26 protein-coding genes and 2 pseudogenes are annotated in these 24,914 nt (G+C 68.6%); 11 read left to right on the forward strand and 17 right to left on the reverse strand.

Annotation, left to right across the window (positions count from 1 at the left end; all coding sequences use genetic code 11):
- The 11 genes and pseudogenes from AAHB17_RS22235 to AAHB17_RS22280 form a co-directional block, all read right to left on the reverse strand.
- Window positions 1–228 (reverse strand): annotated as a pseudogene (locus tag AAHB17_RS22235) (cupin domain-containing protein); the annotation flags it as partial.
- A gap of 46 nt (window positions 229–274) precedes the next feature.
- A complete protein-coding gene (locus tag AAHB17_RS22240; protein ID WP_342133198.1) occupies window positions 275–988 on the reverse strand; it encodes an ABC transporter ATP-binding protein in 714 nt (237 codons plus the stop codon).
- A 2-nt stretch (window positions 989–990) separates the two neighbouring features.
- Entirely contained in the window at window positions 991–1,221 is a 231-nt protein-coding gene (locus AAHB17_RS24800; protein WP_446719641.1) for an ABC transporter ATP-binding protein C-terminal domain-containing protein, read from the reverse strand.
- Between the two features lie 6 nt (window positions 1,222–1,227).
- Window positions 1,228–1,743, reverse strand: a pseudogene (locus AAHB17_RS22245) (ABC transporter ATP-binding protein); the annotation flags it as partial.
- A complete protein-coding gene (locus AAHB17_RS22250) occupies window positions 1,740–2,714 on the reverse strand; it encodes a branched-chain amino acid ABC transporter permease (RefSeq protein ID WP_342133201.1) in 975 nt (324 codons plus the stop codon). The gene AAHB17_RS22250 and the pseudogene AAHB17_RS22245, both read right to left, overlap by 4 nt.
- Window positions 2,711–3,637 (reverse strand): branched-chain amino acid ABC transporter permease, encoded by a 927-nt coding sequence (locus AAHB17_RS22255; protein ID WP_342133202.1) that lies wholly within the window; start codon window positions 3,635–3,637, stop codon window positions 2,711–2,713. The genes AAHB17_RS22250 and AAHB17_RS22255 overlap by 4 nt, the downstream gene beginning before the upstream one ends.
- A gap of 3 nt (window positions 3,638–3,640) precedes the next feature.
- A complete protein-coding gene (locus AAHB17_RS22260; protein WP_342133203.1) occupies window positions 3,641–4,810 on the reverse strand; it encodes an ABC transporter substrate-binding protein in 1,170 nt (389 codons plus the stop codon).
- Window positions 4,811–4,910: 100 nt separating this feature from the next.
- Window positions 4,911–5,228 carry a non-heme iron oxygenase ferredoxin subunit gene (locus tag AAHB17_RS22265; RefSeq protein WP_342133206.1) on the reverse strand — a complete coding sequence of 106 codons (318 nt, stop codon included), beginning with the start codon at window positions 5,226–5,228 and terminating at the stop codon, window positions 4,911–4,913.
- Window positions 5,229–5,235: 7 nt separating this feature from the next.
- Window positions 5,236–5,718 carry an aromatic-ring-hydroxylating dioxygenase subunit beta gene (locus AAHB17_RS22270; protein ID WP_342133207.1) on the reverse strand — a complete coding sequence of 161 codons (483 nt, stop codon included), beginning with the start codon at window positions 5,716–5,718 and terminating at the stop codon, window positions 5,236–5,238.
- Window positions 5,719–5,721: 3 nt separating this feature from the next.
- Window positions 5,722–6,981, reverse strand: a complete 1,260-nt coding sequence (locus AAHB17_RS22275) for an aromatic ring-hydroxylating dioxygenase subunit alpha (RefSeq protein ID WP_342133208.1) — start codon at window positions 6,979–6,981, stop codon at window positions 5,722–5,724.
- 70 nt (window positions 6,982–7,051) lie between these two features.
- Window positions 7,052–8,038 carry a 2Fe-2S iron-sulfur cluster-binding protein gene (locus AAHB17_RS22280; protein WP_342133209.1) on the reverse strand — a complete coding sequence of 329 codons (987 nt, stop codon included), beginning with the start codon at window positions 8,036–8,038 and terminating at the stop codon, window positions 7,052–7,054.
- A 120-nt stretch (window positions 8,039–8,158) separates the two neighbouring features.
- Here AAHB17_RS22280 and AAHB17_RS22285 point away from each other — a divergent pair, with 120 nt between their 5' ends.
- Entirely contained in the window at window positions 8,159–9,082 is a 924-nt protein-coding gene (locus AAHB17_RS22285) for a LysR family transcriptional regulator (protein ID WP_342133210.1), read from the forward strand.
- A 209-nt stretch (window positions 9,083–9,291) separates the two neighbouring features.
- On the opposite strand, the gene AAHB17_RS22290 is transcribed toward AAHB17_RS22285, so the two are convergent.
- Window positions 9,292–9,957 carry a TetR/AcrR family transcriptional regulator gene (locus AAHB17_RS22290; protein WP_342133211.1) on the reverse strand — a complete coding sequence of 222 codons (666 nt, stop codon included), beginning with the start codon at window positions 9,955–9,957 and terminating at the stop codon, window positions 9,292–9,294.
- Window positions 9,958–10,119: 162 nt separating this feature from the next.
- Between AAHB17_RS22290 and AAHB17_RS22295 the strand changes: the two genes are divergently transcribed.
- From AAHB17_RS22295 to AAHB17_RS22305, 3 genes are read left to right on the forward strand one after another with little or no spacing between them, the layout of a single operon-like run.
- Window positions 10,120–11,157 (forward strand): aromatic ring-hydroxylating dioxygenase subunit alpha, encoded by a 1,038-nt coding sequence (locus tag AAHB17_RS22295; RefSeq protein ID WP_342133212.1) that lies wholly within the window; start codon window positions 10,120–10,122, stop codon window positions 11,155–11,157.
- Window positions 11,158–11,214: 57 nt separating this feature from the next.
- Window positions 11,215–12,396, forward strand: coding sequence for an ABC transporter substrate-binding protein (locus AAHB17_RS22300; RefSeq protein ID WP_342133213.1), 1,182 nt, complete (start codon window positions 11,215–11,217; stop codon window positions 12,394–12,396).
- A 12-nt stretch (window positions 12,397–12,408) separates the two neighbouring features.
- Window positions 12,409–13,374 (forward strand): PDR/VanB family oxidoreductase, encoded by a 966-nt coding sequence (locus AAHB17_RS22305; RefSeq protein WP_342133214.1) that lies wholly within the window; start codon window positions 12,409–12,411, stop codon window positions 13,372–13,374.
- A gap of 21 nt (window positions 13,375–13,395) precedes the next feature.
- Here AAHB17_RS22305 and AAHB17_RS22310 read toward each other — a convergent pair whose 3' ends face one another.
- From AAHB17_RS22310 to AAHB17_RS22330, 5 genes are read right to left on the reverse strand one after another with little or no spacing between them, the layout of a single operon-like run.
- Entirely contained in the window at window positions 13,396–13,707 is a 312-nt protein-coding gene (locus tag AAHB17_RS22310) for a copper-binding protein (RefSeq protein ID WP_342133215.1), read from the reverse strand.
- The gene (locus AAHB17_RS22315) at window positions 13,694–14,095 is read right to left on the reverse strand and encodes a ferredoxin family protein (RefSeq protein ID WP_342133217.1); all 402 of its coding nucleotides are present in this window, start codon (window positions 14,093–14,095) and stop codon (window positions 13,694–13,696) included. The genes AAHB17_RS22310 and AAHB17_RS22315 overlap by 14 nt, the downstream gene beginning before the upstream one ends.
- Entirely contained in the window at window positions 14,092–15,666 is a 1,575-nt protein-coding gene (locus AAHB17_RS22320; protein WP_342133219.1) for an FAD-binding protein, read from the reverse strand. The genes AAHB17_RS22315 and AAHB17_RS22320 overlap by 4 nt, the downstream gene beginning before the upstream one ends.
- Before the next feature lie 4 nt (window positions 15,667–15,670).
- Window positions 15,671–17,269, reverse strand: a complete 1,599-nt coding sequence (locus AAHB17_RS22325) for a rhodanese-related sulfurtransferase (protein WP_342133220.1) — start codon at window positions 17,267–17,269, stop codon at window positions 15,671–15,673.
- A 20-nt stretch (window positions 17,270–17,289) separates the two neighbouring features.
- On the reverse strand, window positions 17,290–17,865 hold the full coding sequence (locus AAHB17_RS22330; RefSeq protein ID WP_342133221.1) for a cysteine dioxygenase family protein: 576 nt from the start codon (window positions 17,863–17,865) through the stop codon (window positions 17,290–17,292).
- A 174-nt stretch (window positions 17,866–18,039) separates the two neighbouring features.
- Here AAHB17_RS22330 and AAHB17_RS22335 point away from each other — a divergent pair, with 174 nt between their 5' ends.
- The 7 genes from AAHB17_RS22335 to AAHB17_RS22365 all read left to right on the forward strand — a co-directional run.
- Window positions 18,040–19,056: an ABC transporter substrate-binding protein gene (locus AAHB17_RS22335; RefSeq protein WP_342133223.1), complete on the forward strand. Its 1,017-nt coding sequence runs from the start codon at window positions 18,040–18,042 to the stop codon at window positions 19,054–19,056.
- Between the two features lie 19 nt (window positions 19,057–19,075).
- Window positions 19,076–20,122 carry an ABC transporter permease gene (locus AAHB17_RS22340; protein ID WP_342133225.1) on the forward strand — a complete coding sequence of 349 codons (1,047 nt, stop codon included), beginning with the start codon at window positions 19,076–19,078 and terminating at the stop codon, window positions 20,120–20,122.
- Window positions 20,116–20,916 (forward strand): ABC transporter ATP-binding protein, encoded by an 801-nt coding sequence (locus AAHB17_RS22345; RefSeq protein WP_342133226.1) that lies wholly within the window; start codon window positions 20,116–20,118, stop codon window positions 20,914–20,916. The genes AAHB17_RS22340 and AAHB17_RS22345 overlap by 7 nt, the downstream gene beginning before the upstream one ends.
- Complete coding sequence (locus AAHB17_RS22350) at window positions 20,913–22,049, forward strand: c-type cytochrome (protein ID WP_342133228.1); 1,137 nt, start codon at window positions 20,913–20,915, stop codon at window positions 22,047–22,049. Before AAHB17_RS22345 ends, AAHB17_RS22350 begins: the two co-directional genes overlap by 4 nt.
- Before the next feature lie 123 nt (window positions 22,050–22,172).
- Window positions 22,173–23,282 carry an LLM class flavin-dependent oxidoreductase gene (locus AAHB17_RS22355; protein ID WP_342133230.1) on the forward strand — a complete coding sequence of 370 codons (1,110 nt, stop codon included), beginning with the start codon at window positions 22,173–22,175 and terminating at the stop codon, window positions 23,280–23,282.
- A 37-nt stretch (window positions 23,283–23,319) separates the two neighbouring features.
- Window positions 23,320–24,144 carry a class II aldolase/adducin family protein gene (locus AAHB17_RS22360; RefSeq protein ID WP_342133232.1) on the forward strand — a complete coding sequence of 275 codons (825 nt, stop codon included), beginning with the start codon at window positions 23,320–23,322 and terminating at the stop codon, window positions 24,142–24,144.
- On the forward strand, window positions 24,141–24,914 hold a 774-nt coding region (locus AAHB17_RS22365; protein ID WP_342133234.1), incomplete at its 3' end, for an acyl-CoA dehydrogenase family protein. The genes AAHB17_RS22360 and AAHB17_RS22365, both read left to right, overlap by 4 nt.

A 24,914-nucleotide genomic window follows, 5' to 3' on the forward strand; every position in this document is an offset into this window, starting at 1 on the left:
GCGGCGCTCGGCTTTCTCAATCGGGGTGAGTTCGCCGGCCTGCAGCAGCAGCGGGCGGATGGCGCTGTAGGCCCAGTGGGTGGCGCGGGTCTGGCGGGTGGGCACGCCGGGGGGCAGCACGGCGCGCAGGCTGGGCCACAGGGGCACGAGGTTCTGCGCCTTGAGCGCGTCCACGTAGCTGGCGGGCAGGTCTTCGAGGCGGCCCAGGGCGGGGTCGGGGTGGGTCATGGAAGGTCCTTGTGGGTGGTGGTGTGCTGTGGCTGGGTGGGTTGTCTCAAACCCCCAGGTACTCGTGGACGATGCGCGGTTCGGCCCGCAGCTCGGTGGAGGTGCCGGACCAGACCACCCTGCCCTTCTCGATCACCACGTGGCGGTCGGCCAGGTCCAGCAAGGGGCCCAGGTTCTTGTCGATCACGATCAGTGACAAGCCCTCGGCCTTGAGCTCGGTCAGGGCGCGCCAGATCTCGGCACGTATCAGCGGCGCCAGGCCCTCGGTGGCCTCGTCCAGCACCATGAGGCGTGGATTGGTCATCAGGGCCCGCCCTATCGCCAGCATCTGCTGTTCGCCCCCGGAGAGCTGCGAGCCCAGGTTGGCGCGGCGCTCCTTGAGGCGCGGGAAGAACCCATAGACACGCTCCAGCGTCCAGGCCCGAAGGCCCGGCGCGGCCATCTCGCGCGCCGTGGCCACCAGGTTCTCCTCGACCGTCAGGTTGGGGAACACCTGCCGCCCTTCGGGCACCAGACCCAGTCCCCGGCGTGCGATCTCGAAGGACTCCTTCTTCTCGACCGATTCGCCAGACAACGCGATGCTCCCGGCGGTGCAGCGCAACAGGCCGAACAGGCATTTGATGGTGGTGGAGCGTCCCATGCCGTTGCGGCCCAGCAAGGTCACCACCTCACCCTCGCCGACGGAGAAATCGATGCCGAACAGCACCTTGGCGGCGCCGTAGCCCGCATGCAGACCCTTGACTTGCAGCAGTGGTTTCATGGTCAGCCTATCTCCTCTTCGCCCAAATAGATGGAGCGCACCTCTTCGTTGCCACGGATCTCCTCTGGGGTCCCCGAGACGAGGATGCGGCCGTAGACCAGCACGCTGATGCGGTCGGCCAGGGCGAACACGGCGTTCATGTCGTGCTCCACCAGCAGGATGGTGTAGCGGCGCTTGAGCGACTTGAGCAAGGCGATGACCTGGGCCGACTCCTGCACGCTCATCCCCGCCATGGGCTCGTCGAGCAGCAGGAACTTGGGCCGCGCGGCCAGCGCCATGGCCAGCTCCAGCTGGCGCCGCTCGCCGTAACCCAGCTCGGACGCCGGCAGGTCGGCAAGCGGCGTCAGGCCAGCCGCGGCGATGCCTTCGTCGGCCGCCGTCGCCGCGTCCTTGTCGTGCAACAGCCCGTGCCAGAAGCGGAAGGCGTGGCGCTTGGCGCCCATGGCCGCCAGCGCCGCGTTCTCGCGCACGGTGAACTCGTCGAACACCGAGGTGATCTGGTAGGAGCGCAGCAAGCCCATCCGGGCACGGGCGTGGATGCCCAGCGACGTGACGTCCTGCCCTTCGAACAGCACGGTGCCCGAATCCGAGCGCAACTCGCCCGAGAGCTGGTTGATCAAGGTCGTCTTGCCGGCGCCGTTGGGGCCGATGATGGCGTGGAGTTCCCCGGGCGCGATGTCGAGCGACACCTGGTCGGTCACCAGCAAGGCGCCGAAGCGCTTGGTGATGGCCTGTGTCTGGAGCATGCGGGTCATGGCGTGGCCTCCTCGCGAACGGTGCCCGCGCGGGGCGTGAAATGGGCCAGCCAGCCCATGAGGCCGGATTTGCCCACCAGCGACACGGCCAGGATGGCCAGGCCAAACGGCGCCATCCAGTGCTCGGTCATGAGCTTGAAGACTTCCTCGATGCCCAGGAACACCACCGCGCCCAGCAAGGGACCGGTCACGGTGCCCATGCCACCCAGCACCACCATCACGATCAGCTCGCCCGACACCGTCCAGGCCATGGTGCTGGGCGAGGCGTAGGCGTTGAGGTTGGCGAACAGCAGGCCAGCCAGGCCACAGACCACGGCGGACAGCACGTAGGCGGCCAACTGGTAGTGCCGCAGGGCCAGGCCGATGGAGGCCACGCGCCGGGCGTTCTGCCGCGCGCCACGCAAGGCCATCCCGAAGGGCGACTGCCGCATCCGGCCCGACCACAGCAACAGCCCGCCGAGCAGCAGCAAGGCGGCGTAGTACACCGGCACCGGCCCGGACAGGCGCAAACCGAAGAAGTCGCTCGCGCCGTTGATGCTCAAACCGTCATCGCCGCCAAACTGTTTCAGGCTGATGATGACGAAATAGCCCATCTGAGCGAAGGCCAGGGTGATCATGATGAAGCCGATGCCGGTGGTGCGCAGGCTGACCAGCCCCGTGACCACGCCCACCGTGGCGCACATGCCGATGCACCAGGCGAGGTGCACCCAGCCGCTGGTGACGCCAAAGTGCACCGGCAGGGCCACGCTGTACATGCCGATGCCGATGAACAAGGCGTGGCCCAGGCTGACCAGTCCGCCAAAGCCCAGCGCGATGTTGAGCGCGCTGGCGGCGATGCCATAGATCAGGACGCGGGCAAAGAAGGTCACGAGGAAGTTGTCGTCGGTGAGGGAGGCCAGGGTGGGCACCAGTGCCAGGCCGAGCAGGACCAGCAGGGGCAGCCATTGGGCCGGGTAGCGCAGGTGTTTCATCGTGCCCCCTTGTGTGCGGGAAACAGGCCCTGAGGGCGGAACGCGAGGATCACGGCCATGAGCATGTAGACCAGCATGGACGCCAGGGCGGGTCCGGCCGCGTTGGCGATCTCGCGGTCGGCCACGGCGCGCAGCAGCATGGGCAGGAAGGTCCGGCCCAGGGTGTCGGACATGCCGACGATGATGCTGGCGTAGAGCGCGCCCTTGACCGAGCCGATGCCGCCGATCACGATCACCACCAACGTGGTGATGAGCACGGGTTCGCCCATGCCGCTCTGCACCGACAGGATGGGGCCGGCCATCGCGCCCGCCAGGGCGGCCAGGGCCGCGCCCAGCGCGAACAGCATGGCGTTGAGGCGGCGGATGTTCACGCCCAGGGCGCCCACCATCTCCGGGTTGACGGAGCCGGCGCGTATGAGCATGCCCACGCGGGTGCGGTGGATCAGCCACTGGCTGCCGACGGCAACCACCAGGCCCACGGCGATGATGAGGAAGCGGTAGGTCGGATAGGTGAAGCCGAACAGGTCCACCGTGCCCGAGAGCGATTCCGGCAGCGAGATGAACACCGGCTGCGGCCCCCAGATGATGCGCACGAGCTCGTTGAAGAACAGCACCAGGCCGAAGGTGGCCAGCACGTGGTCGAGGTGGTCACGCCGGTAGAGCCGGGCCACCGCCGTGCGCTCCAGCACAAATCCCACCAGCGCACCGGTGGTGATGGCCGCCAGCACCGCCAGCAGGAAGGAGCCGGTCTGTCCGCCCACCACGGCGGCGGCGTAGGCCCCCAGCATGTAGAGCGAGCCATGAGCCAGGTTGACGAAGCTCATGATGCCGAAGACCAGCGTCAGGCCGGCCGCCAGCAGGAACAGCAGCACGCCGTACTGGAGCCCGTTGAGCAGCTGCGCAAGGAGCAAGGTGGTGCTCATGGCTTACTTGGCCCCGCACTGGGCGACGTAGACGTCCTGGTGCTGGCTCAAGGGCGTGCCCAGGAGCTTGACGCCGAACTTCTCGCCGTCCTTCACCGTCTGGAAGGCGTAGTAGTTCTGCACCGGCATGTTGTTGGTGTTGAAGCGGAATGGGCCGCGCACCGACTTCAGCTCCGTGCCCGCCGCCTTGACCGCCGCGGCAAAGGCGGCCTTGTCGGCGGTCTTGCCATGGACCTTGCGCACCGCGATGTCGAGCAGGCGCGCCGCGTCGTAACCCACGGCGGCGTAGTGGCTGGGCGTGCGGCCGAACTTCTTGGCGAAGGTGGCTACAAACTCAGCGTTGCCGGGCGTGGTCAGTGCCACGTCCCACATGGCGCCGGAGATGGTGCCCAGCGCCGCGTCGCGCAGGGCCGGCAAGGTGGTGCCATCGACCGTGAAGGCCGACAGCAGCGGCAGCTTCTTGCCGAGCCCGGCCTGGCTGAACTGTTTGACGAAGTTCACCCCCATGCCACCGGGATAGAAAACGAAGACCGCGTCGGCGCCGGCGGCCTGGAGCTGGGCGATTTCGGCAGCGTAGTCGGGCTGGTTGACCTGGGTGTACACCTCGTCCAGCACTTGGCCCTTGTAGTGGCGCTTGAAGCCGGCGATGTAGTCCTTGCCGGCCTGGTAGTTGGGGGCCATGAGGTAGACCCGCTTGAAGCCCGTGTCCTGGGCGTACTTGCCCATGGCCTCGGCGGTGCCGTCGTTTTGCCAGGCCGTGGAGAAGACGTTGGGCAGGCAACCCGCGCCGGCCAGCGGAGACGGACCGGCGTTGGTGGCGATGGCCACCGTGCCGGACTCCGCGATGCGTGGCAGGCTGGCCATCAGCACGTTGGAAAAGCCCAGGCCCACCATCGCATCGACCTTGTCGCGGTCGATGAATTTGCGTGTGATCTGGTTGCCCAGCTCGGGTTTGAGCTGGTCGTCTTCGCGCAGGACCGTGGTCACCTGACCGCCGAGCTTGCCGCCCACGGATTCGAGACCCAGCAGGAAGCCGTCGTATTGGTCCTGGCCGACGGCGGCCACGGGGCCGGACAGCGGCGCGGAAAAGCCGATCTTCACGTCGGCCCGGGCCTGTGCCACACACAGGGCGGCGGCGCAGGCGATGTAGGGGAGGTATGTCCGAGTGCTCATGTTTGTCTCTTCTGAATATGCAGCGGCTTGCGCAAGGGCTTGCGCAGCGGCGTGGGGCTGAAGGGAGGTGGGGCGGATGCAGGGCTGGAGGCTCGGCCTGTCAATCCAGCTGGAGCATCACCCGCATGTTTTCGATCTTGACCGGGTAGCTGCGCAGGCCCTCGGTCACGGGCGCGCAGGTGGGTGTGCCGTCGCGCACATCGAACTTGCCCTGGTGCAAGGGGCATTCGATCTCGTGGCCATCGAGGAAACCATCACACAAGCGGGCATGGCCATGGGTGCAGATGTTGTCGGTGGCGTAGACGGCGTCGCCCGCGGTGTAGAGCGCGATGTCACGGCCGGCGACCAGCACGCCGATCACGTCGTCCGTGGGCAGTTCGTCGGCGCCGATCACATCGGTCCAGGGGGTGTCGTTCATGGCGGCCTCAGATGGGGTAGATGATGGAGTTGGGGATCATTTCGCTGTCGTAGATGCACTCCCGCGACGCGAACTTGAGGCCTTGCGGGGTGCGCACCACCTTGTCGAGGTAGCGGCCGACGTTGAAGACGGTGGAGGCTTCCGACAGCTTGGTGCGGAACACCGCGTAGTTGGCTTCGCAGCGCCAGCCGTCCGCTTCCACCTGGCGCACCACCGGGGTGCCCACGACATGGCGCTGGTAGTAGGGATCGTGGTAGAGCGTCTCGCGTATGCCGTAGACGCGGTCCTTGAGCATGCCCTTGCTGGTGAAGGACAGCGTCGCTAGGGGAAAGCCGCGCTCGTGGTTCTCGCGCGGCTGCAGACGGTAGACGCACTGGTCGGTGAAGAACTCGGGCCAGAGATCCCAGTGGCCGGAGTCGACAGCGCTGGCGTAGTCGGCGTACAGCTGGTTCAGGGCCAGCCAGTCTTCGAATTGAATGCTCGTGTTCATGGCTCAGGCCTCCATCACGTCGCGCCAGTAGCGGTACATGCCGCGGATCAGGGTTTCCGTCACCATGTGCTCGGTGTCGGCCACGTCGGTGCCGCCCAGTTCCGCCACGGTGCGGTGAAACGGCTTGCTCTCGAAGGCCTGCTGGGAGAACTCGATCACTTCCCCGTCGTCGGCCGAGACGAAGCCGGCTGGACCGAACAGGTTGGCCTGGCGCAAGCGGCGTTCGGTCATCTCCTCGCTGTCGTCCTCGAAGCCGAAGTGGGTCCAGACAAAGTCGAAGCTGCCGTTCCCGTTCGGCTGGATGTGGCGGGTGGACACGCTGTTGACCTGCTGTTGCAGGATGACGCTGGGGAAGATGGTGGTCATCACCGCCGTGGGGCCGCCCCACCAGGGCTCGGGCACGATGTCGAGGAAACTCGGGTCGTTGAGCTGCATGCTTTCCTTGAAGCTCGACACCTGGGTGACCTGCTCCGATTTCCCCGCGCTGCCTCGGGTCGAGATCATGGCCGCATGGCGGTGGCGGCTGTCCATCCGGAGCTGGGACTTGTTGTCCGCGCGCCAAAGCCCGAAGGTGACGAACCAGGTGTGCAGCAGGCCCGGGTGGTAGGGGTCCTTGATGTTTTCCTGCATCAGCTTCCAGTTGCCCGGGATGCGCTGGCGGTTGTAGCCCAGGATCTTGAGCTGGCGGCCGTTGAACAGGCGGTCGAAGTAGCCCAGGATGGTGGGGCCCAGGTAGTCTTCCAGCGGTTCCACCTCGTGGTCGAAGGACGCGAACACCACGCCCCCGCGCACGGCCACCTTGAGCTTGGTCAGCCCGTGGTCGCTGGTCTTGAAGTCGGCCGGCATGCCGCCGTTGACTTGGCCATCCTGTTTCACCCCACGGCGAAAGGGCACACCCTGCAAGTCGCCCTTGAGGGTGTAGCTCCATTGGTGGTAGGCGCAGACGAAGTCCTTCTTGTTGCCATGGCGCTCACGGCAAAAGCGCATGCCTCGGTGCGCGCAGACGTTTTCCACCACGTTGATGGAGCCGTCGGCGTCACGCACCATGATCACCGATCGCTCGCCGACCGCCGTGCGCTTGAAGTCGCCGGTGTTGGGCACTTCGGCCTCCAGGCCCACGTAGCACCAGTGGGCCTTGTAGAAGAAGCGCTCGAGCTCGCGTTTGTGCAGTTCCTCGCTGGTGTAGGCCAGAAAGGGGATGCGGCTGGTCCCGTCGTCTGACCATTTCAATTCTGTCGGGAATATGACCGGGGTGTCACTCATGGTGGTGTGCTCCTCTGGGTGTGAACGGGGTGTGTATTCGTGGTGTGCGTTCGCGGTGTGTGGGGCGCTCTCAGACGCCGCTGGGGTAGAAGGCATCGGCGTGGACATGCTCGGGCGCGATGCCCAGGCGCGCGACCAGGATGTTGAGCGCCTCGACCATCGCCGGCGCGCCACAGAGGTAGGCCCGCCAGCCCTGCAGATGGGGGTGGTCTTGTTCGATGGCGTCCGTCACCAGGCCGCTGCGCAGATCGGCTCCGACGCCACCCGTGGCGACGACGATCTGGACGTTGAGGTTGGCATGGTCGGCCGCCAAGGCCCGCAGGCGGTCCGCGTCGTAAACGTCCTGCGCGCTGCGCACGCCGAAGTACAGGTGGATCGGGTTGGTCATGCCTGCCGCCAGGGCTCCGCGCACGATGGACAACACGGGCGCCAGGCCGGTGCCGCCGCCCACGCACAACATGGGACCGGTGTGCTTGCGCCGCAGGTAGGCGGTGCCCAGGGGGCCGCTGACGCGCAAGGCGTCGCCCACCTTCAGCTCGGAAAAAACATGGTCGGTCACGCGCCCGCCTGGCACGTGGCGAATCTGGAACTCCAGCTCGCCGTCGTCCGGCAAGCCCGCCATGGAGTAGGGGCGGATGTGCTCGGGCGTGAACTGCACGGTGGCGTACTGCCCGGGGCTGAAGTCCAGGGGCTTGGCCAGCTTGACGCGCAGGCGCCGGATGTCGTGTGTGGCCGGATCGATGCCCACCACCGTGCCCTTGAGGATGCGCGCGGGATGGACCACGACCTCGTCCACTTCCGGCAGTTCGATCGTGCAATCGCCCGACAGCACCGACTGGCAGGCCAGCACATGGTCGTCCTTGCTGGACAAGGGGCGGCCCGTCTGGGGGCCGGCGTCGATCACGTGGCCCTGGACGACACGGCAGCGGCAGGTGCCGCAGCGGCCCGACATGCAACTGTAGGAAATGGGCACCTGCCGCGCCTTGAGCACCTCGAGCAGGTTCTCGCCACTCCTGGCCTCCAGGCGGATGTTGTGGGGTTGGACGTGGAGTTCCATGGTGGCTGGTCGCTTGTCTCGGGCTGGTATGGCTGCGATTCTGCGGCGGTACCCACTATGAGTACATGGCGCAATCGCCATAGTTAAAATGCCCAAAAGGAATATTGGAGTGGACCGATCATGGAGTTGCGTGAGCTGGATCTCAACCTGCTGGTGGTCTTTCATCAGTTGCTCGTCGACAAGCGTGTCTCGACCGCGGCGGACAGCCTGGGCATGAGCCAGCCCGCCGTCAGCAAGGCCTTGCAGCGCTTGCGCCAGACACTGGGCGACGAGCTGTTCCTGCGCACCTCACGCGGCATGGAACCCACGCCCTACGCGCTGGACCTGGTCGAGTCCGTCAGCTACGCGCTGGGCACCTTGCAGAATGCGTTCGGCCACCGGCAGCAGTTCGAGCCCGCCACCAGCGAGCGCACCTTCACCTTGTCCATGACCGACATTGGCGAGATGTATTTCATGCCCCCGCTCATGCAGGCGTTGGCCCAGGAAGCGCCCAAGGTCCGTATCAGCACGGTAAGGCATTCGGCCGGGAACCTCAAGGAGGACATGGAATCCGGCAAGGTGCATCTGGCGCTGGGCCTGCTGCCGCACCTGCAGGCGGGTTTTTTCCAGCGCCGTTTGTTCCGGCAACGCTATGTCTGCCTGTTCCGCCGCGATCACCCGGTGGCCAAGCGGCCAATCTCACTCAAGCGCTTTTGTGAGCTGGGCCATGTCGGCGTGGTCGCCGCCAACACCGGGCACGGTGAAGTCGACGCCTTGCTGGAGCGTGTGGGCATACAGCGCAATGTGCGCCTGGTGGTGCCGCACTTCATCGCCGTGGGCCACATCCTGCAGTCCACTGACCTGATCGCGACCGTGCCGGAGCGCTACGCGTTGCGCGTCGAAGGTCCGCTGGGCCTCGTCAGTTCACCCCATCCGGCGCCTTTGCCCGAAATTGCCATCAACCTGTTCTGGCATGCCCGCTACCACCGCGATCCCGCGAATGTCTGGTTGCGGCAGCTGGTGTTCAGGCTGTTCTCCGACGGGTCGAAGCCGGGGGCGCCCTGAGCCGCTCAACGCTGGCGGGAAACAAGCGGCCTATGCCGCTGCGCGGATGCCAGACGCGCATTTCTTCACACGAAAGCCGCTGCAGTTGGGGTGAGAGTTCATGCGGAAGCTGATGACGATGTGTATCGGCTGATATGTCTCATGCGGCGCAGCGCATCGTGGGCCGACCCGACATCGCCAAACGCCTGGCCGAGCTGGGCCCCCAGCCTTCAGACATGGGCCGGCAGCTGGAATTCGTGGCTGGCCATGGCGATCCATGTCTTGAGGTACTGGCGGTAGTGGGCCTCGTCGTGGCGCCAGATGCTGTTGATGGCCATGCCACGGACCAGGTTGAGCGTGAGGTTCAGCACGGCCTTCGCGCGGCCCTCGGTCAGGCCCGCCTTCTGGAAGACGGCCAGCCAGATCACGTCGCAGGTGCTGCGGTAGTGTTCCATGACGGGCAGGATCTTCTCCATCAGCTCGGGATCGGTGCGGGCGACCACGATGGTTTCCAGCGCCGCCAGAAACGGCCAGTCGAAGTACACGCTGGTGCAATCCGCGATGTAGCCTTCGATGGGGTTCCGGTGGGCCTCTGCGGTCAGGGCCACCCGCTGGCCTCTCGCGATCGCCTCGTCGTACACCATTGCGGTGGCCGCGACCACCAACTCCGCCTTTGACGTGAAGTGGTGCATCAGCGCGCCGCTGGAGACACCGGCCACCTTGACCACCTCCTTCATCGTGAGCCGGTTGTAGCCATCGCGCAGCAGCACGTCGATGGCGGCCTGCATGAGCTTGTCCCGCGTCTCGCGGGAGCGGTCTTCCTGTTTGCGGCGCGCTGGTGGTCGGGGCGCCACCCCACGCGTGGCGCTGGTGGTTGTTGTGGACGCTTTCGGCATGGGCGGATTGTGCATGGCGTGGTCCATCGGGGAGAACGTCCGGATCGCATCGATCCGTCCAATACCCATCGGCATCTCGTGGTTTTTAAGAAATTTCATTTACATAACGAGTGCTCTGTATGTTTAATTCGAACACCATACAACACCTAGAGGAGACAAACGGTGGCTTACATCAAAAATGCTTGGTACGTTGCGTGCTGGGACAACGAGGTCAAGGCGGGCGAGATGTTCCATCGCCGCTTGCTGGACGAACCCGTCGTGTTCTACCGCAAGCAGGACGGCACGGTCGTCGCGTTGCAGGACCGTTGCCCGCATCGGTTCGTGCCGCTCCACATGGGGCGCCTGGTCAACGACGCGATCGAATGTGGCTACCACGGCCTGCGTTTCGATTGCACAGGCAAGTGTGTGCTCAACCCCCACGGCGACGGCAAGATTCCCGCCGCGGCCAAGGTTCGCCAGTACCCCACGCTGGAGCGCTTCGGCATGGTGTGGATTTGGATGGGCGACGGCGCACCGGACGGCGGCAAGTTGCCCGATTACGGCGTGCTGGATTCCACCGGCGACTTCTCAACCACCCGTGGCTACATCCACATCGACTCCAACTACGAGCTGATGGCGGAGAACCTGCTGGACCTCAGCCACATCACCTACCTCCATGACGGCTATCTCGGCAGCCCGGAACAGATCGGTGCCGATCAGCAGCTGGTCGAAAACGGCGGCACGCTGTCCTGCAACCGATGGATGCCCAACATCTCGGTGCCCCGCATCTTCGACATGGTCTACCGCCGCGATGGCCAACCCGTGGACATGTGGACCAACATGACCTGGATGCCCCCCAGCTGCTTTCTGCTCGACAGCGGCGTCCACGAAGTGGGTGGCCAACGCGCCGACCACGGCTGGTATTACGGCATCCACATCCTCACGCCAGAAACCGAGAAGACCACCCATTACCACTTCGCGGCCGCCATGCCCCCGGGCACCCGGCTCTCGGAGGACGAAGCCCGGACGTTCGCATCGCTGCGCCGCTTCGCCTTTGAATCGCAGGACAAACCCATGCTCGACGCCCAACAGGCCGCGATCGGGGACAACAACTTCTGGGATCTGAAGCCGGTGCTCCTGACGGTGGACGCCGGCCCGGTGCGCATGCGCCGGCAGATCGAGCGCCTGATCAAACAAGAACAAGACGTCACCGGCCAATAGGCGCCAACCCCCTCCCCCCGCCTTACCCACCACAGACAGACAGCCACGGAGACAAGCATGAACACATTCACACGACGCCATCTGGCCATCGCCGCCGCGACCGCCCTGACCCTGGGCGCGGTCAGCGCCCAGGCCCAAGCCCCGATCAAGATCGGTTTCCTGGGCGAGCTGTCGGGCCCGACCGCCGCCGTGGGGCAGGACCAGCTCGATGGCTTCTTGCTGCGGCTTGAACAAAACGGCGGCAAGCTCGGCGGGGTGCCGATCCAGCTGGTCAAGGAAGACAGCCAGCTCAAGCCCGATGTCGCGAACCAGGCGGCCAGGAAACTAATCGAGCGCGACAAGGTGTCCGTCATCACCGGCATCTCGTTCTCCAACATCATGATGGCCACCCACAAGTACATCACCGACAACGAGGTGTTCCTGATCGGCTCGAACGCCGGCCCCTCGCAGATCGCCGGTGGCCAATGCTCCGCCTACCAGTTCATCACGTCCTGGCAGGGCGACCAGGCCGCCGAGGCGATCGGCCAGTACGCCACCGAGAAGGGCTACAAGCGGGTCTTTGTCCTGGCGCCCAACTACCAGGCCGGCAAGGACATCGTGACGGGCTTCAAACGCTTCTACAAGGGCCAGCTGGCCGACGAGCTGTACACCCCGCTGAACCAGCTCGACTTCTCGGCCGAGCTCTCCCAACTCGCGGCCGCCAAGCCCGACGCGGTGTTTGCCTTCTACCCGGGTGGCCTGGGCGTGGCCTTCGCCAAGCAGTACGCGCAGGCCGGCCTGATCAAGCAGGTCCCGCTGCTCACGACGTTTGTGGTCGACGCCCTGTCCCTGCCCGCCATCGGCGACACGGCGCTGGGTGTGGTCAGCGGTGGCTTCTGGGCCCCCGACTTCCCCAACGAACAGAGCCGCAGGTTCGTGGAGGCCTTCGAGCAGAAATACAAGCGGGTGCCGTCGAACTATGCCGCCCAGAGCTACGACGCCGCCTTGCTGCTGGATTCGGCCATCGACAAGGTCAAGGGCAAGGTATCGGACAAGAAGGCCTTCATGGTCGCGTTGAAACAGGCCGACTTCAAGTCGGTTCGGGGTGACTTCCGATTCGGCAACAACAACTTCCCCATCCAGGGCATGCACGTCATGGAGGTGGCCAAGGACGGCAAGGGCCGGCTCGGCCTCAAGACCATCGCCACGCCGTTCAAGAGCCACCAGGATGCCTACGCGTCACAGTGCCCCTTGAAATGAGGCAGCCGGGCCATGGACAACACCACCCTGAGCGTGCGGGTCAGCCGCCGCGCCAGCGAAGCCACTGACATCGACGTTTTCGAGTTGGTGGCCGCCGACACGGCCGTCCCGCTCCCACGCTATGAAGCCGGAGCTCACATCGACGTCCACCTGCCGGGGGGCCTGGTGCGGCAATACTCCCTGTGTGGACCACCCGAGAACGGGCAGGCCTACCGCATCGCGGTGCTGCGGGACGTCCATGGCCGCGGCGGTTCGCGTGCCATGCACGCGTCGGTGCAGGCGGGCGATCTGATCCGCATCGGTCGGCCGCGCAATGCCTTCGCGCTCAAGAGCACGACCCAGCCCGCCTGCCTGCTGGCGGGCGGCGTGGGCATCACGCCCCTCATCGCCATGGCCTACCAGCTGCAGGCCGTGGGCACGGCATTTGAACTGCACTGCTTTGCCCGCTCGCGGGACCGCCTGGCTTTCCAGGCCGAGCTGGCCGGTACCCGCTTGCGCCAGCACGCCGTACTGCACCTGGACGACGAGCCTGCCCCCGCGGCGCACAGCCTGGACCATGTCGTGGACAGCGTGGCGGCAGAGACCGCGGTGTATGCCTGCGGCCCGGCGGGTTTCCTGAAGCGCATTGGTGATTTGGTGGCGCAGCGGCCGGCCCCGAGGCCGGCCTACCACTTCGAGAGTTTCTCGCCGCCTGCCGTTGCCAGCGGCCAGTCGACGTTCACGCTGTTTTTCGCCAAGTCGCTGAAGACGGTGACCGTGGAGGGGAACGAGACCATCGTCGCCGCGGCCGCGCGTGTCGGCATCGAGATTCCGGTGTCCTGTGAGCAGGGTATTTGCGGCACCTGCCTGACGCCGGTGCTGGACGGCGTGCCGGATCACCGGGACATGTTTCTCACGGATGACGAGCACCGGCTGAACCAGGCCATGACCCCGTGCTGTTCGCGGGCCCTGTCCGACGCGCTGACCTTGGACCTGTAGCGGCCGGCCGGGCGCCTGGCCTCAGCGGCGGCGCCAGCGCGTGATGACGTGTTCCTCGCCCTCGCGCCGGGCGTCGAAGCGCACCACCGCGCCGGGCTGGAGGCCCAGCAGCCAGCGCTTGTCGCTGGCCACGAATTCCATGGTCATGGCCGACATGCCCAGGTGCGGCATGTCGCCGTGGCGCAGCAGCACCCGTCCTTCGTCGGGATAGACCGCCACCACCGTGGCCTCGGTCAGCGGCGGCGGCGCGGCCACGGCCGGGGCGCCCAGGGCCCACAGCAGCACGGCGAGCAACCTGGCGCCGAGCCAGACCCGGTGTTCAGCGCGTGCCATGGGCATCGGCCGGCGTCACGGCCGCCGCAGGTCTCGGGGTTGAGGCCAACTGCCGGCCGCGGGCGAACACCTCGTCCATGCGCCAGTGGCGGTTGGCGTAGCGCGGATCGTCCTGCCATTCGTGCCAGCCCGAATCGCGCCGGTAGACACCCAGCAGCCCGCTGGCGCGCACCTGGGCCTCGTCCACCGCCACCGGCTGGAACACGTCCGGGTGCACGTACAAGGCATCCGCCTCGCAGTACAGCTCGCAGGCCAAGCAGGTCTGGCAATCGGTGGCGCGGGCGATGCGGGGCGGTTCGCCGATCCCGGCCTCGAACACGTCGGCCGGGCAAATGGCGACGCAGCGTTGGCAGGCGGTGCAGCGGTCGGCAAGCAGCAGGGCAATCATGCGGGGAGCGCCTGGGGTGTGGGGGCGGGAGCGCGTGTCCAGACGCGGTCCAGCCCGCCGGCGTGGATGGGATGCGCGAACGTCGGCAGTGTAGCGGGCGCGTCGGTGCGCAGGTGCATGCCGCGGCTCTCGGTGCGCGCCAGCGCCGACGCCAGGCTCCAGCGCGCGGTGGCCAGCAGGGCGGCCATTTCGCGGTGACGCAGCGCCTGGGTGGCGTCGCCACCGGCGTGGGCGCGCCAGTCGGCCCAGTCGCTGTCCAGATCGCGTTGCGAACGTGCCAGCGCGGCGCCGTGGCGGAACAGGTTCAGCGCCGGGTCGAGCATGGGTCGCTGCAGGCGCGCCAGGGCGGTGGCGGTGTCCGGTGCGACGCCGGCACGCTGGGGCCGCAGACCCGCCTGTCCGGCCCCTTGGGCCGCGTGCCGCAGGCGCCGCCCGGCCTGGCGCGCGCGCCGGGCCGCGCCCTGCCCCGCCCACAGGCCGGACGACAGGGCCCAGGCCGAGTTGACGTTGCCACCGCCCGAAACGGCGCCGGCCACCGCTTCGCGCGACGCGGTGTCACCTGCCACGAACAGGTTGGGCACGGTGGTCTCGCAGGCTTCGCTGGCCACGCGCAGCCCGCCGATGCCGCGCACCGTGCCTTCGCCGCGCAGGGCGATCTCGAAGCGGTCGTGGAAGGGGTCGATGCCGCGCCGCGCGAAGGCCGGCAGCACGTTGGGCGAGATCGTGGGCAGCAGCTCGCGCAGGTCGCGTGGCATGCGGTCGAGCGAGCAGAAGACCGGCCCGTGCTGCAGCGCGGTGGCCAGCGCTACCGTGCTGCCGGGGCCGGGCGGTATGTCCAGTTCGCGGCCGCTGGCGTCGAAGTAGCGCGCGAACACGTAGGACATGGCGCGGGTCATCGAAGAGTAGACCGGGGCCACCGTGTAGCCGTTGGTGAACTCCATGCCCGACAGCTCGGCCCCGAGCTCGGCCGCCATCAGCAGGCCGTCGCCGGTGTTGTTGTCGGCGCCCAGCAGCTTGGACAGGAAGGCGCAGCCGCCGCTGGCCAGGACGACCGCGCCGGCGCGCGCCGACCAGACCCGGCCGGTGCGGCGTTGTTGCCCCGCCGCGCCGGCCACGCTGCCGTCGTCGTGGCGCAGCAGTTCCAGCGCCGGGTGGTGGTCGAGCACCCGCACCCCGGCCGCTTCCACCAGGGCACGCAAGGCGCGCATGTATTCGGGGCCGCGCAATGCGCGGTACACGGTCTGCCCCTGGGCGTCGACGCCGAAGCGGTAGTGCGACGCGATGGTGGGCAGGTGGCGCCATGTGGTGTCGAGGATGCGCAGCATCCAGGCGGGATCGGCCAGTCCCAGGCCCTGCTGCGCGCGCTGCGCCACCACGGCGGCGCGCTGCTCGGGCGGCACCCACCAGTGGCCCGGCCCGGCCGTGGCCGTGACGCCGCTGGTGCCGCAGTAGCCCTTGTCGACCAGCACCACCTGGGCACCTTCGCGCGCGGCGCCCAGCGCGGTCCAGGCGCCGGCCATGCCGCCGCCCACCACCAGCACGTCGGTGTCGAAGGACAGCACATCGCTCATGGGCTCAGAGGACCTGGAAGCCGTGGGTGCCGTCGCGCGCCAGTTGCGCCACCAGGCCGAACTCCCAGTCGAGGTAGCCCTGCATGGCCTCGCGTGGGTTGTCGGTGCCCTCGTAGGGGCGGCGGTAGCGGTCGGTGCGCGGGCTGGCCAGCCGCTGTTCGCCCTCGGCCGTGGGCAGTCCGGCGTCGGCCCAGGCCTGGTTGCCGCCCTCGAGCACCAACACCCGCGCGCCGGTGGCCTGCGCCACCTCCTCCACCGCGTATTGGGCCAACAGGCTGCTGCCACAGGTCAGCACGTAGCGCTTGGCGCTGGGAATGGTGGACAGGGCCCGCTCCAGGTCGGTGCGCAGCACGAACCAGGCGCCGGGGATGTGGCGTTTGACGTGGTTGGCGCTGGTGGTGAGGTTGATCACCGCCGTCTGGCCCGGGGCCTCGTTGGCCAGCTGCTCGGCCAGCGTGGCCGGCGCGATCCAGTCGACCGGGCGGGACGGCCTGGGCAGCGTGGCTGGCGCGGGGCCGGTGTCGGTGAAGGCCGATCGGTCCACGCCGTCCAGCACCCACACCTCCCAGCCCATCTGCGTCAGCCAGGACGCGGTCATGTGCGCGCGGGCGCCGTCGTCGTCCACCAGCACGATGCGCGCGCCGCGCACCGGGGCCGACACGTCGGTTTCCTGCACCAGCTGACCACCCGGCGCGCTGCGAAAGCCCGGCAGGTGGCCAGCGGCGAATTCTTCCGGCGAGCGGACATCGAAGCGGTAGGTGGTGCGGCCCCGTTCGGCGGCGAAGCGTTCGAGATCGGCCAGGCTGGCGTGGCGCACGCCGGCGCGTTGCGCCACCGCGCGGGCGTCTTGCGCCGCCTGGGCGCGCTGGGCGGGCGTCACCTCGCCAGCGCGGCGGTCGGCGCCGTGGTCCAGCGCCTGGCCCGCGAGCGTCCAGCCGATGGTGCCGTTGCGCAGGGCCGACACCGGATTGGGCAGGCCGGCGTTGACCAGGGACTGGGTGCCGATGATGCTGCGCGTGCGGCCCGCGCAGTTGACGATGATGCGGGTGCGCGGATCGGGCGCCAGCGTGCGGGCGCGCAAGACTAGTTCGGCCCCCGGCACGCTGATGGCCCCGGGGATGCTCATGGTCTGGTATTCGTCGAAACGACGTGCGTCGAGCACCACCACGTCGGCCTGTTGCTGTTGCAGCGCCAGCACCTCCTCGGCCGGCAGCGAAGGGGTGTGGCGTTGCGCTTCCACCAGTTCGCCAAACGCCTTGCTGGGCACGTTGACGTCGCGGAACAGCTCACCGCCGGCATCGCGCCAGCCTTGCAGGCCGCCGGCCAGCAGCGACACCCGCTGGTAGCCCAGCGACTGCAGCTTGCGCACGGCGCGTTCGGCCAGACCTTCGCCGTTGTCGTAGACCACCACGACGGTGTCCAGGCGGGGGATGCGCTGCCAGGCATCGAGTTCGATGCGGCCCAGCGGCAGGTTGGCGGCGAACAGCGGGTGGGCTTGTGCGAACGGGTCTTCCTCACGCACGTCGAGCAGGGCGATTTCGGTGTGGTCCAGCAGGGCCTGGCGGACCTGCGCGTAGGGGGTGTGGATCAAGGGCAAGGTCATGGGCAGATAAAGATAAAAGGTCAGGCGGGCTGGGCGGCGTTGCTGTAGCCGGACACGAAGCGCTTGCGCGTGCCGTCTTCCAGGTAGACGGATCGCTCGACGGTGCCGATGTCGGCGCCGTAGACGTGGATGCTGATCGAGGTCCGGTCGGCGAAGGCGTTGCGCACGCGGTGCACGTCGCCGATGCGGGGCGAGACGGCCTCGACCACGCCGGGCTCCAGCCGGTGTTCGGCGCCTTGGGGCCGCCAGAGGCCGTCGCTGTCGCGCTCATAGGCCTGGGCGATCTCGGCGCCGCGCAGCACACCGATCAGGCCCCACACCGTGTGGTCATGGATGGGCGTGGCCTGGCCCGGTCCCCAGACGAAGCTGACCACCGAGAAGCGCCCGTGCGCGTCGGCATGCAGCAGGTATTGCTGGTAGCGCTCGGGGTGGGCCTGGGCGCAGGCCTGGGGCAGCCAGTCGTCGTGCGCGACCAGTTGCGCCAGCAGTTCGCCGCCCTGGTCGAGGATGTCGGGCTCCTGGGGCTGTCCGTCCAGCAGCTGGGTCAGGGCGTCGACGAAGTGCCGCCATCGGGCCGGTGGGGGTGGGTGGGTCATCGCGTGGGGTCTTTCTCGAAAACAGGGGCGGGGAGGATGGCGCCGATTTCAACCCAGGCGCGCGGGCGATGGAATGGAAACTTTCGCATAAGCAAGCATGTTTTTCTTCGTTCGCATCCGGCGCCCGGCGCGGTGGAATCGGCGCTCCTTTCCACTGCACCAGGAGCCATTGCCTTGAACACCACGAACACACTTCTCCCCGCTTGGTCGCGCCGCCAACTGCTGCGAGGCGCGGGCGCGGCCGGCGTGATCGGCGCCGCCGGCCTGGCCGGGCGCCATGTGCTGGCCGCGCCACCGCTGCGCGAGGTCAAGCTGGCCTGGAACGCCAACGCGGTCTGCCTGTCGGCGGCCCCGGTGGCGCTGGAACGGGGCATCTTCGAGAAGCATGGCCTCAAGGTCGAACTGGTCAATTTCAGCGGCTCGACCGACCAGCTGCTCGAATCCATCGCCACCGGCAAGGCCGATGCCGGCGTCGGCATGATCCACCGCTGGCTCAAGCCGCTGGAGTCGGGCTTCGACGTCAAGCTGGTGGGCAGCAGCCACGGCGGCTGCGTCCGCCTGGTGGGCGCGGAGGCCGCCGGCGTGACCTCGCTCAAGGCCCTCAAGGGCAAGACGATTGCGGTCTCGGACCTCAACAGCCCAGGCAAGAACTTCTTCTCCATCCTGCTGGTCAAGGCCGGCCTCAACCCCGAGCAGGACGTGACCTGGCGCCAGTTCCCGGGTGACATGCTCGGCGTCGCGGTCGAAAAGGGCGAGGCCCACGCCATCGCCGATGGCGATCCCAACCTGTTCCTGATCCAGCGCCGCACCAAGGGCCTGGTGGACCTGGCTTCCAACCTGTCGGGCGAATACGCGTCCAAGACCTGCTGCGTCCTCGGTGTCAGCGGCAAGCTGGTGCGCAATGAAAAGCACGTGGCCGCCGCACTGGCGCGCTCCATCAACGAGGCGTCCGACTTCATCGCCAACTACCCCAACGAAACCGCCAAGATCTTCAGCCCCTACTCCAAGGCCTCGCTGGAGGACCTGCGTGCCGTGCTGGGCACCCTGACCCACAAACACCACCCGGATGGCCAGGCACTGCGCCAGGAGATCGAGTTCTACGCCCGTGATTTCAAACTCGTGGGCGTGCTCAAGCCGGGCACCGATCCGGCACGCTTCGCGGCCCACGTGCACGGCGACGTGCTGAGCTGAGCCCACGGAGAGCCACAGCATGAGCGCCATCGACAACACACTGCGCCCGGGCGGCATCGCCCCGACCGGCCACGCAGCCTCCACGGCGGCCCGGGCCGCTTCCGACCAGCCCGCCGTGTGGTGGACCGGTCTGGCCGCCGCCCTGGCCTGGGCCGGGCTCGCGGTGCTGACCATCGCCTGGCCCAACACCGTGGTGGGCTTCAGCGACTGGGCCTACACCGCCGAATTCGGCTGGCTGGCGGCCGTGGTGGCCGCCGCGCTGCTGGCCCTGAGCCTGCTGCCCGGACTGCCCGTGGGGCTCGTGCGCCGCGCCCGCGCGGTCGGCCCGTGGCTGGTGGCCCTGGCGCTGGGCCTGGGCATCTGGCAGTTGGTGACCGCCAAGCTCGGCCTGCTGCCGCCACCCTTCTTCGCGCCGCCGCAGAGCCTGATCGACGTGTTCGCGACCGACACCTTCAAGCTGCTCGACAGCGCCGGCAACTCGCTGCTGCTGCTGGCCAGCGGCATCGGACTGGGCGCCGCCGCCGGCTTCGTGGTGGGCGTGCTGATCGGCTGGTCCAAGCGGGCGAACTACTGGATCCACCCCGTCCTGCGGGTGCTCGGTCCTGTGCCCACCACCGCGCTGCTGCCGATCTCCTTCTACTTCTTTCCGTCCAGCGGCTCCACCGCTGTCTTCCTGATCGCGCTGGGCACCGGCTTCCCGGTCGCCATCCTCACCTGGTCGGGCGTGGCCAGCGTGCACAAGCACTACTACGACGTCGCCCGCACCATGGGCGCGTCGCCCTGGTTCCTGGTGCTGCGCGTGGCCATACCGGCCTCCCTGCCCCAGGTCTTCGTGGGTCTGTTCATGGGCCTCGGCGCGGCCTTCTCCACCCTGGTGGTGGCCGAAATGCTGGGCGTGAAATCGGGCCTGGGCTGGTACCTGACCTGGGCCCAGGGCTGGGCGGCCTACCCCAACATGTACGCCGCGCTGATCGTCATGGCCGTGCTGTTCTCCGGCGTCATCACGCTGCTGTTCCTGGTGCGCGACCGCGTGCTGGCGTGGCAGAAAGGCATCGTCAAATGGTGAGCGCTGCCCATCCCTCCCCGGAAGCGGCACCGGCGCAGGCCGGCGCCCACATCGGCATCGAGGCCGTGAGCCACTGGTTCGACCTGCCCGCCGGCCCGCTGCAGGTCATCGACGACCTGAGCCTGGACATCGCGCCGGGCGAGTTCGTCGCCCTGCTGGGCCCCAGCGGCTGCGGCAAATCCACGCTGCTGCGCCTGGTCGCCGGCCTGGAGCCGGCCACCGCCGGCCGCCTGCGCCAGGACGGCGCCGACATCACCGAGCCCGACCCGTCGCGCATCGTGGTGTTCCAGGACCCGACCCTGTTCCCCTGGCGCACCGTGCGCGACAACGTGGCCCTGGGGCTGCAGGCGCGTGGCTTGCTCAAGAGCCACGCGCACCGTGTCGATGAAGCCCTGCGCCTGGTCGGCCTGCAGGACTTCGGCAAGGCCTACCCCCACCAGCTCTCGGGTGGCATGGCCCAGCGCGCGGCGCTGGCGCGGGCCCTGGTCAACGACCCCTGCCTGCTGATCCTCGACGAGCCCCTGGGCAAGCTCGACTCGCTGACCCGCCTGACCATGCAGACCGAGCTGCTGGAGTTGTGGCAGCGCCAGCGCTTCTCGGCCCTGCTGGTGACCCACGACGTGGAGGAAGCCTTGTTCCTGGCGCAGCGTGTGGTGGTCCTGTCCGACCGGCCAGCGCGCATCAAGGCGGTGCTGCACAACGACCTGCCCTACCCGCGCCACCGGGGCCACCCCCGCCTGGCCGAGCTGCGGCACGAAGCCCTCACGCTGCTGGGCCTGGACGCCAGCTGGTGAGCCTGGGACCAGAGCCCACCAACACCCTGCTGTGGCTGCTGTCCGAGGCCCAGCAGGGCCTCTGGCGCCTGCTGGGCGCGCTGGGGGTCACCGACACGGTGCATGGCCAGCCGGCCTGGCCGTTCGCGCACCGGCTGGCGGCCGAGCAACTGCTGTTCGACCCGGGCCAGGTGAAGCGGCTGTGGTGGCTCGGCGCCGTGGCGCTGGCGCTGCTGGTGTTCGCCGCGGTGGGCCTGTGCTGGCGGCGCGCCCGCTGGCCGCTGGTGGGCCTGGGGGGATGGTTGCTGGCGACGCTGCCCTGGCCCGAATGGCAGCTGCTGCGGGTCCCCACCCCACCCACGGCCTTCCACCGCCCCGACCACCCCTTCGAGGCCGGCGCCATCGTGCGCGGGCAGGCCTTGTATCAGACGCAATGCCAACGCTGCCACGGAGACGACGGCCGGGGCGAGGGCCCCGACGCCGCCCGCCTGGCCATGTGGCCGCCCACGCTCAATGGCTCCCTGTTGTGGAAACGGCTGGATGGCGAGCTGTTCTGGCGCGTGCGCCATGGCATGTTGGACCGCCAGGGCCAGGCCACCATGCCCGGCACGGGCGACCGCTGGAGCGACGCCCAGGTCTGGGATGTGCTGGCCTTCGTGCGCGCGCAGGCCGCCGGGCAGACACTGCGCGCCACCGGTGCCTGGGTGTTTCCCGTGCCCGTGCCCGACGCCACCGTGAGCTGCCGGGGGACCCCGCGCGCCCTGTCCAGCCTGCGGGGCCAGCGCCTGCACCTGGTGGCGGCCGGTGGTCCCTTCCCGGCCGCCGATCCGCGCCTGCTCACCGTGTCGGTGGGCGCGGCCTCGGCCGATGCCGACTGCCAGGCCGGCAGTCCCGAGCTGGCGCAGGCCCTGGCGACCGTGCTGGGGGTGGGGCGCGAGGCCCTGCCCGGCCACCAGCTGCTGGCCGACCGCGACGGCTGGCTGCGGGTGCGCGGTCAGCCGGGCGCGGCGGCCTGGTCCGAGGACGACCTGGTGTGCCGCACGGCGGCGTTGAAGCCCGCCAGCGATGCTTCGGCCGCCGACGGCCTGGAGGCCTTGATCCGCCGCATGGACGCCGAGCCCGTGCGCGACACCCGAGGCGGCTTCCCGCACTGACCTCGCGTCGAACAAAAAACGCATGTCGACAGGCGTTTTTATTCGTTGGCCGCCGTGCCGGCGCTCCGTATCGTCGGTGCCATCCCCTCCCTTTCCTTCCCCACCTCGTCAGGAGAAGCCCCCATGGGTGTCCAGTTCATCGGCATGATCCAGCCGCACGAAATTTCCGAAACCTTCGCACGCCGTGGCCCGGTGGTCGACCCAGCCTATGTGCGCGTGTTCGCGCAGGCCCACGAACACGCGGGCTTCGACCGCATCCTGGTGCCTTCCAGCGGCACCAGCCCCGACGCCGTGCTGACCGTGCAGTACGCCGCCTCGGTGACGCAGCGCATCGGTTTCCTGCTGGCCCACCGCCCTGGCTTCGTGGCGCCCACGCTGGCCGCACGGCAGTTCGCCACGCTCGACCAGTTCACCCAGGGGCGCCTGGCCGTGCACTGCATCACCGGCGGTTCGGACGAGGACCAGCAGCGCGATGGCGACTTCCTGGGCCACGACGAACGCTACGCCCGCAGCGACGAGTACCTGAGCGTGCTGCGCCAGGTCTGGACCGCCGAACAGCCGTTTGACCACGAAGGCCGCTACTACCGCGCCAAGGGTGCCTGGTCCGAGGTGCGGCCGCTGCAGAAGCCCCACGTCCCGATCTATTTCGGCGGCGCGTCGGCGCCGGCGCTGGAGGTGGCGGGCCGCCACGCCGATGTCTATGCCCTGTGGGGCGAGTCGCTGGCGCAGGCAGGCGAGCTGGTCCAGCGGGTGCGGGCCGCGGCGGCCCGCCATGGCCGCAGCCCGGGGTTCAGCATCTCGTTCCGTCCCATCCTGGGCGCCACCGAAGCGCAGGCCTGGGACAAGGCCCACGCCATCCTGGAAGCCACGCGCCGCCTGCGTGTGGAGCAGGGCTTCGCGCGTGGCGGGCCGCAGCAGAGCGAGGGCGCACGCCGCCTGCTGGCCGACGCGGCCCAGGGCGACCGCGTGGATGAACGCCTGTGGACCGCCATCGCGCGCGAGACCGGCGGGCGCTCCAACACAACCTCGCTGGTGGGCACGCCCGAGCAGGTGGCCGACGCGCTGCTCAAGTACCACGATCTGGGCATTGGCACCTTCCTGATCCGTGGCTTCGACCCCCTGGCCGACGCCATCGGCTATGGCCGTGAACTGCTGCCCCTGGTGCGCGACAAGCTCGCCCGGCGCGAGCGGCATGGCGCATCCGTGTCCGCCCTGGAAGCCCAGCCCGCCTGACCGCCCCGAACGCCCCTTCACACGAAAGCCCCTTCCCATGTCCACCACACGCCACGACAGCCTGCCCGCCAGCCTGCGCCTGCTGCTCAACGCCCAGCCCCAGCGCAAGGACTGGTTCGACGAACCGGCGCCCCAGCGCGGCATCGAAGACGAACGCCAGCACCGGCGCGAACGGCTGGCGATCTCGTTTCGCCTGTTTGCCCAGCACGGACTCAACATCGGCCTGGCCGGTCACATCACGGCCCGCGATCCCGAGTGGCACGACCACTTCTGGGTCAACCCGCTGGGCACGAATTTTTCGCAGATCCGCGTCTCGGATCTGCTGCTGGTGAACGCGCGCGGTGAAATCGTGGTGGGCCAGGGCCCGCTCAACCGCGCCGCCTTTGCCATCCACGCCGCCCTGCACGAAGCCCGGCCCGACATCGTGGCCGCCGCCCACACCCACTCCACCTACGGCAAGACCTGGTCGACCCTGGGCCGGCTGCTGGACCCACTGACGCAGGACGCCTGCGCCTTCTACGGCGACCATGCCCTGTTCGACGACTACAACGGCGTGGTGCTTGAAACCGACGAGGGCGAGCGCATCGCCGCCGCGCTCGGCCAGCGAAAGGCGGTGATCCTCAAGAACCACGGCATCCTGACGGCCGGCCCCTCGGTCGAGGCCGCGGCCTGGTGGTACATCGCGCTGGAGAATGTGTGCCACACCCAGCTGCTGGCCGAAGCGGCGGGCACGCCCAGCCCTATTCCGCACGCGGTGGCCGCGCGCACCCACGCGCAGATCGGCGGTCCGGGTGGTGCCCTCCACACCTTCCAGAGCCTGGCCGACATCCTGGTGCGCGAGCAGCCCGAGGTGCTGCAATGAACGCCTCGCTGCATTGGGTGGATCTCGCACGGGCGCTGTCGGCCGACTTTGCGCACCGCGCGCCCGGCCACGATCTGGAAGCGAGTTTTCCCTTCGACAACTTCGTCGATCTGCACAACGCCGGTTTGCTGGCCATCGCCGCGCCCACCGAGCTGGGTGGGCCTGGCGCCACGGTAGGGCAGCTGGGCGACGTGATCGGTGCCATCGGCCAGGGCGACCCCGCCACCGCGCTGGTGCTGACCATGCAGTACATCCAGCACCGTTCGATGGGCCGGCCCGGCAAGCGCTGGCCGCACGCGCTGGCCGAGCGCCTGGTGCGGGAGGCGCGCGAACACGGCGCCCTGGTCAACGCGCTGCGCGTCGAACCCGAGCTGGGCACGCCGGCGCGTGGCGGTCTGCCCGCCACCACCGCGCGCCGCACGCCCGAGGGCTGGCGCCTGAGCGGGCACAAGCTCTACTCCACCGGCGCGCCGCTGCTCAAGTGGTACGTGGTGTGGACCCGCACCGACGAGACCCCGCCGCGCGTGGGCGCCTTGCTGGTGCCCGCCGGCCTGCCCGGCACACGCATCGTGCCGACCTGGGACCACCTGGGCCTGCGCGCCAGTGGCAGCCACGACATCGTTTTCGACGACGTGCTGGTGCCGCTGGATCACGAACTGGATCTGCGCCCGCCGCAGGACTGGGCCGTGGGCGATCCCCAGATGCAGGCCGAGATGACGGTGATGCTGGGTGCCCTCTACACCGGCGTGGGGCGTGGCCCCCGCGCCGGG

It is taken from the genome of Hydrogenophaga sp. OTU3427 (assembly GCF_038440225.1).
GTDB lineage: Bacteria > Pseudomonadota > Gammaproteobacteria > Burkholderiales > Burkholderiaceae_C > Hydrogenophaga.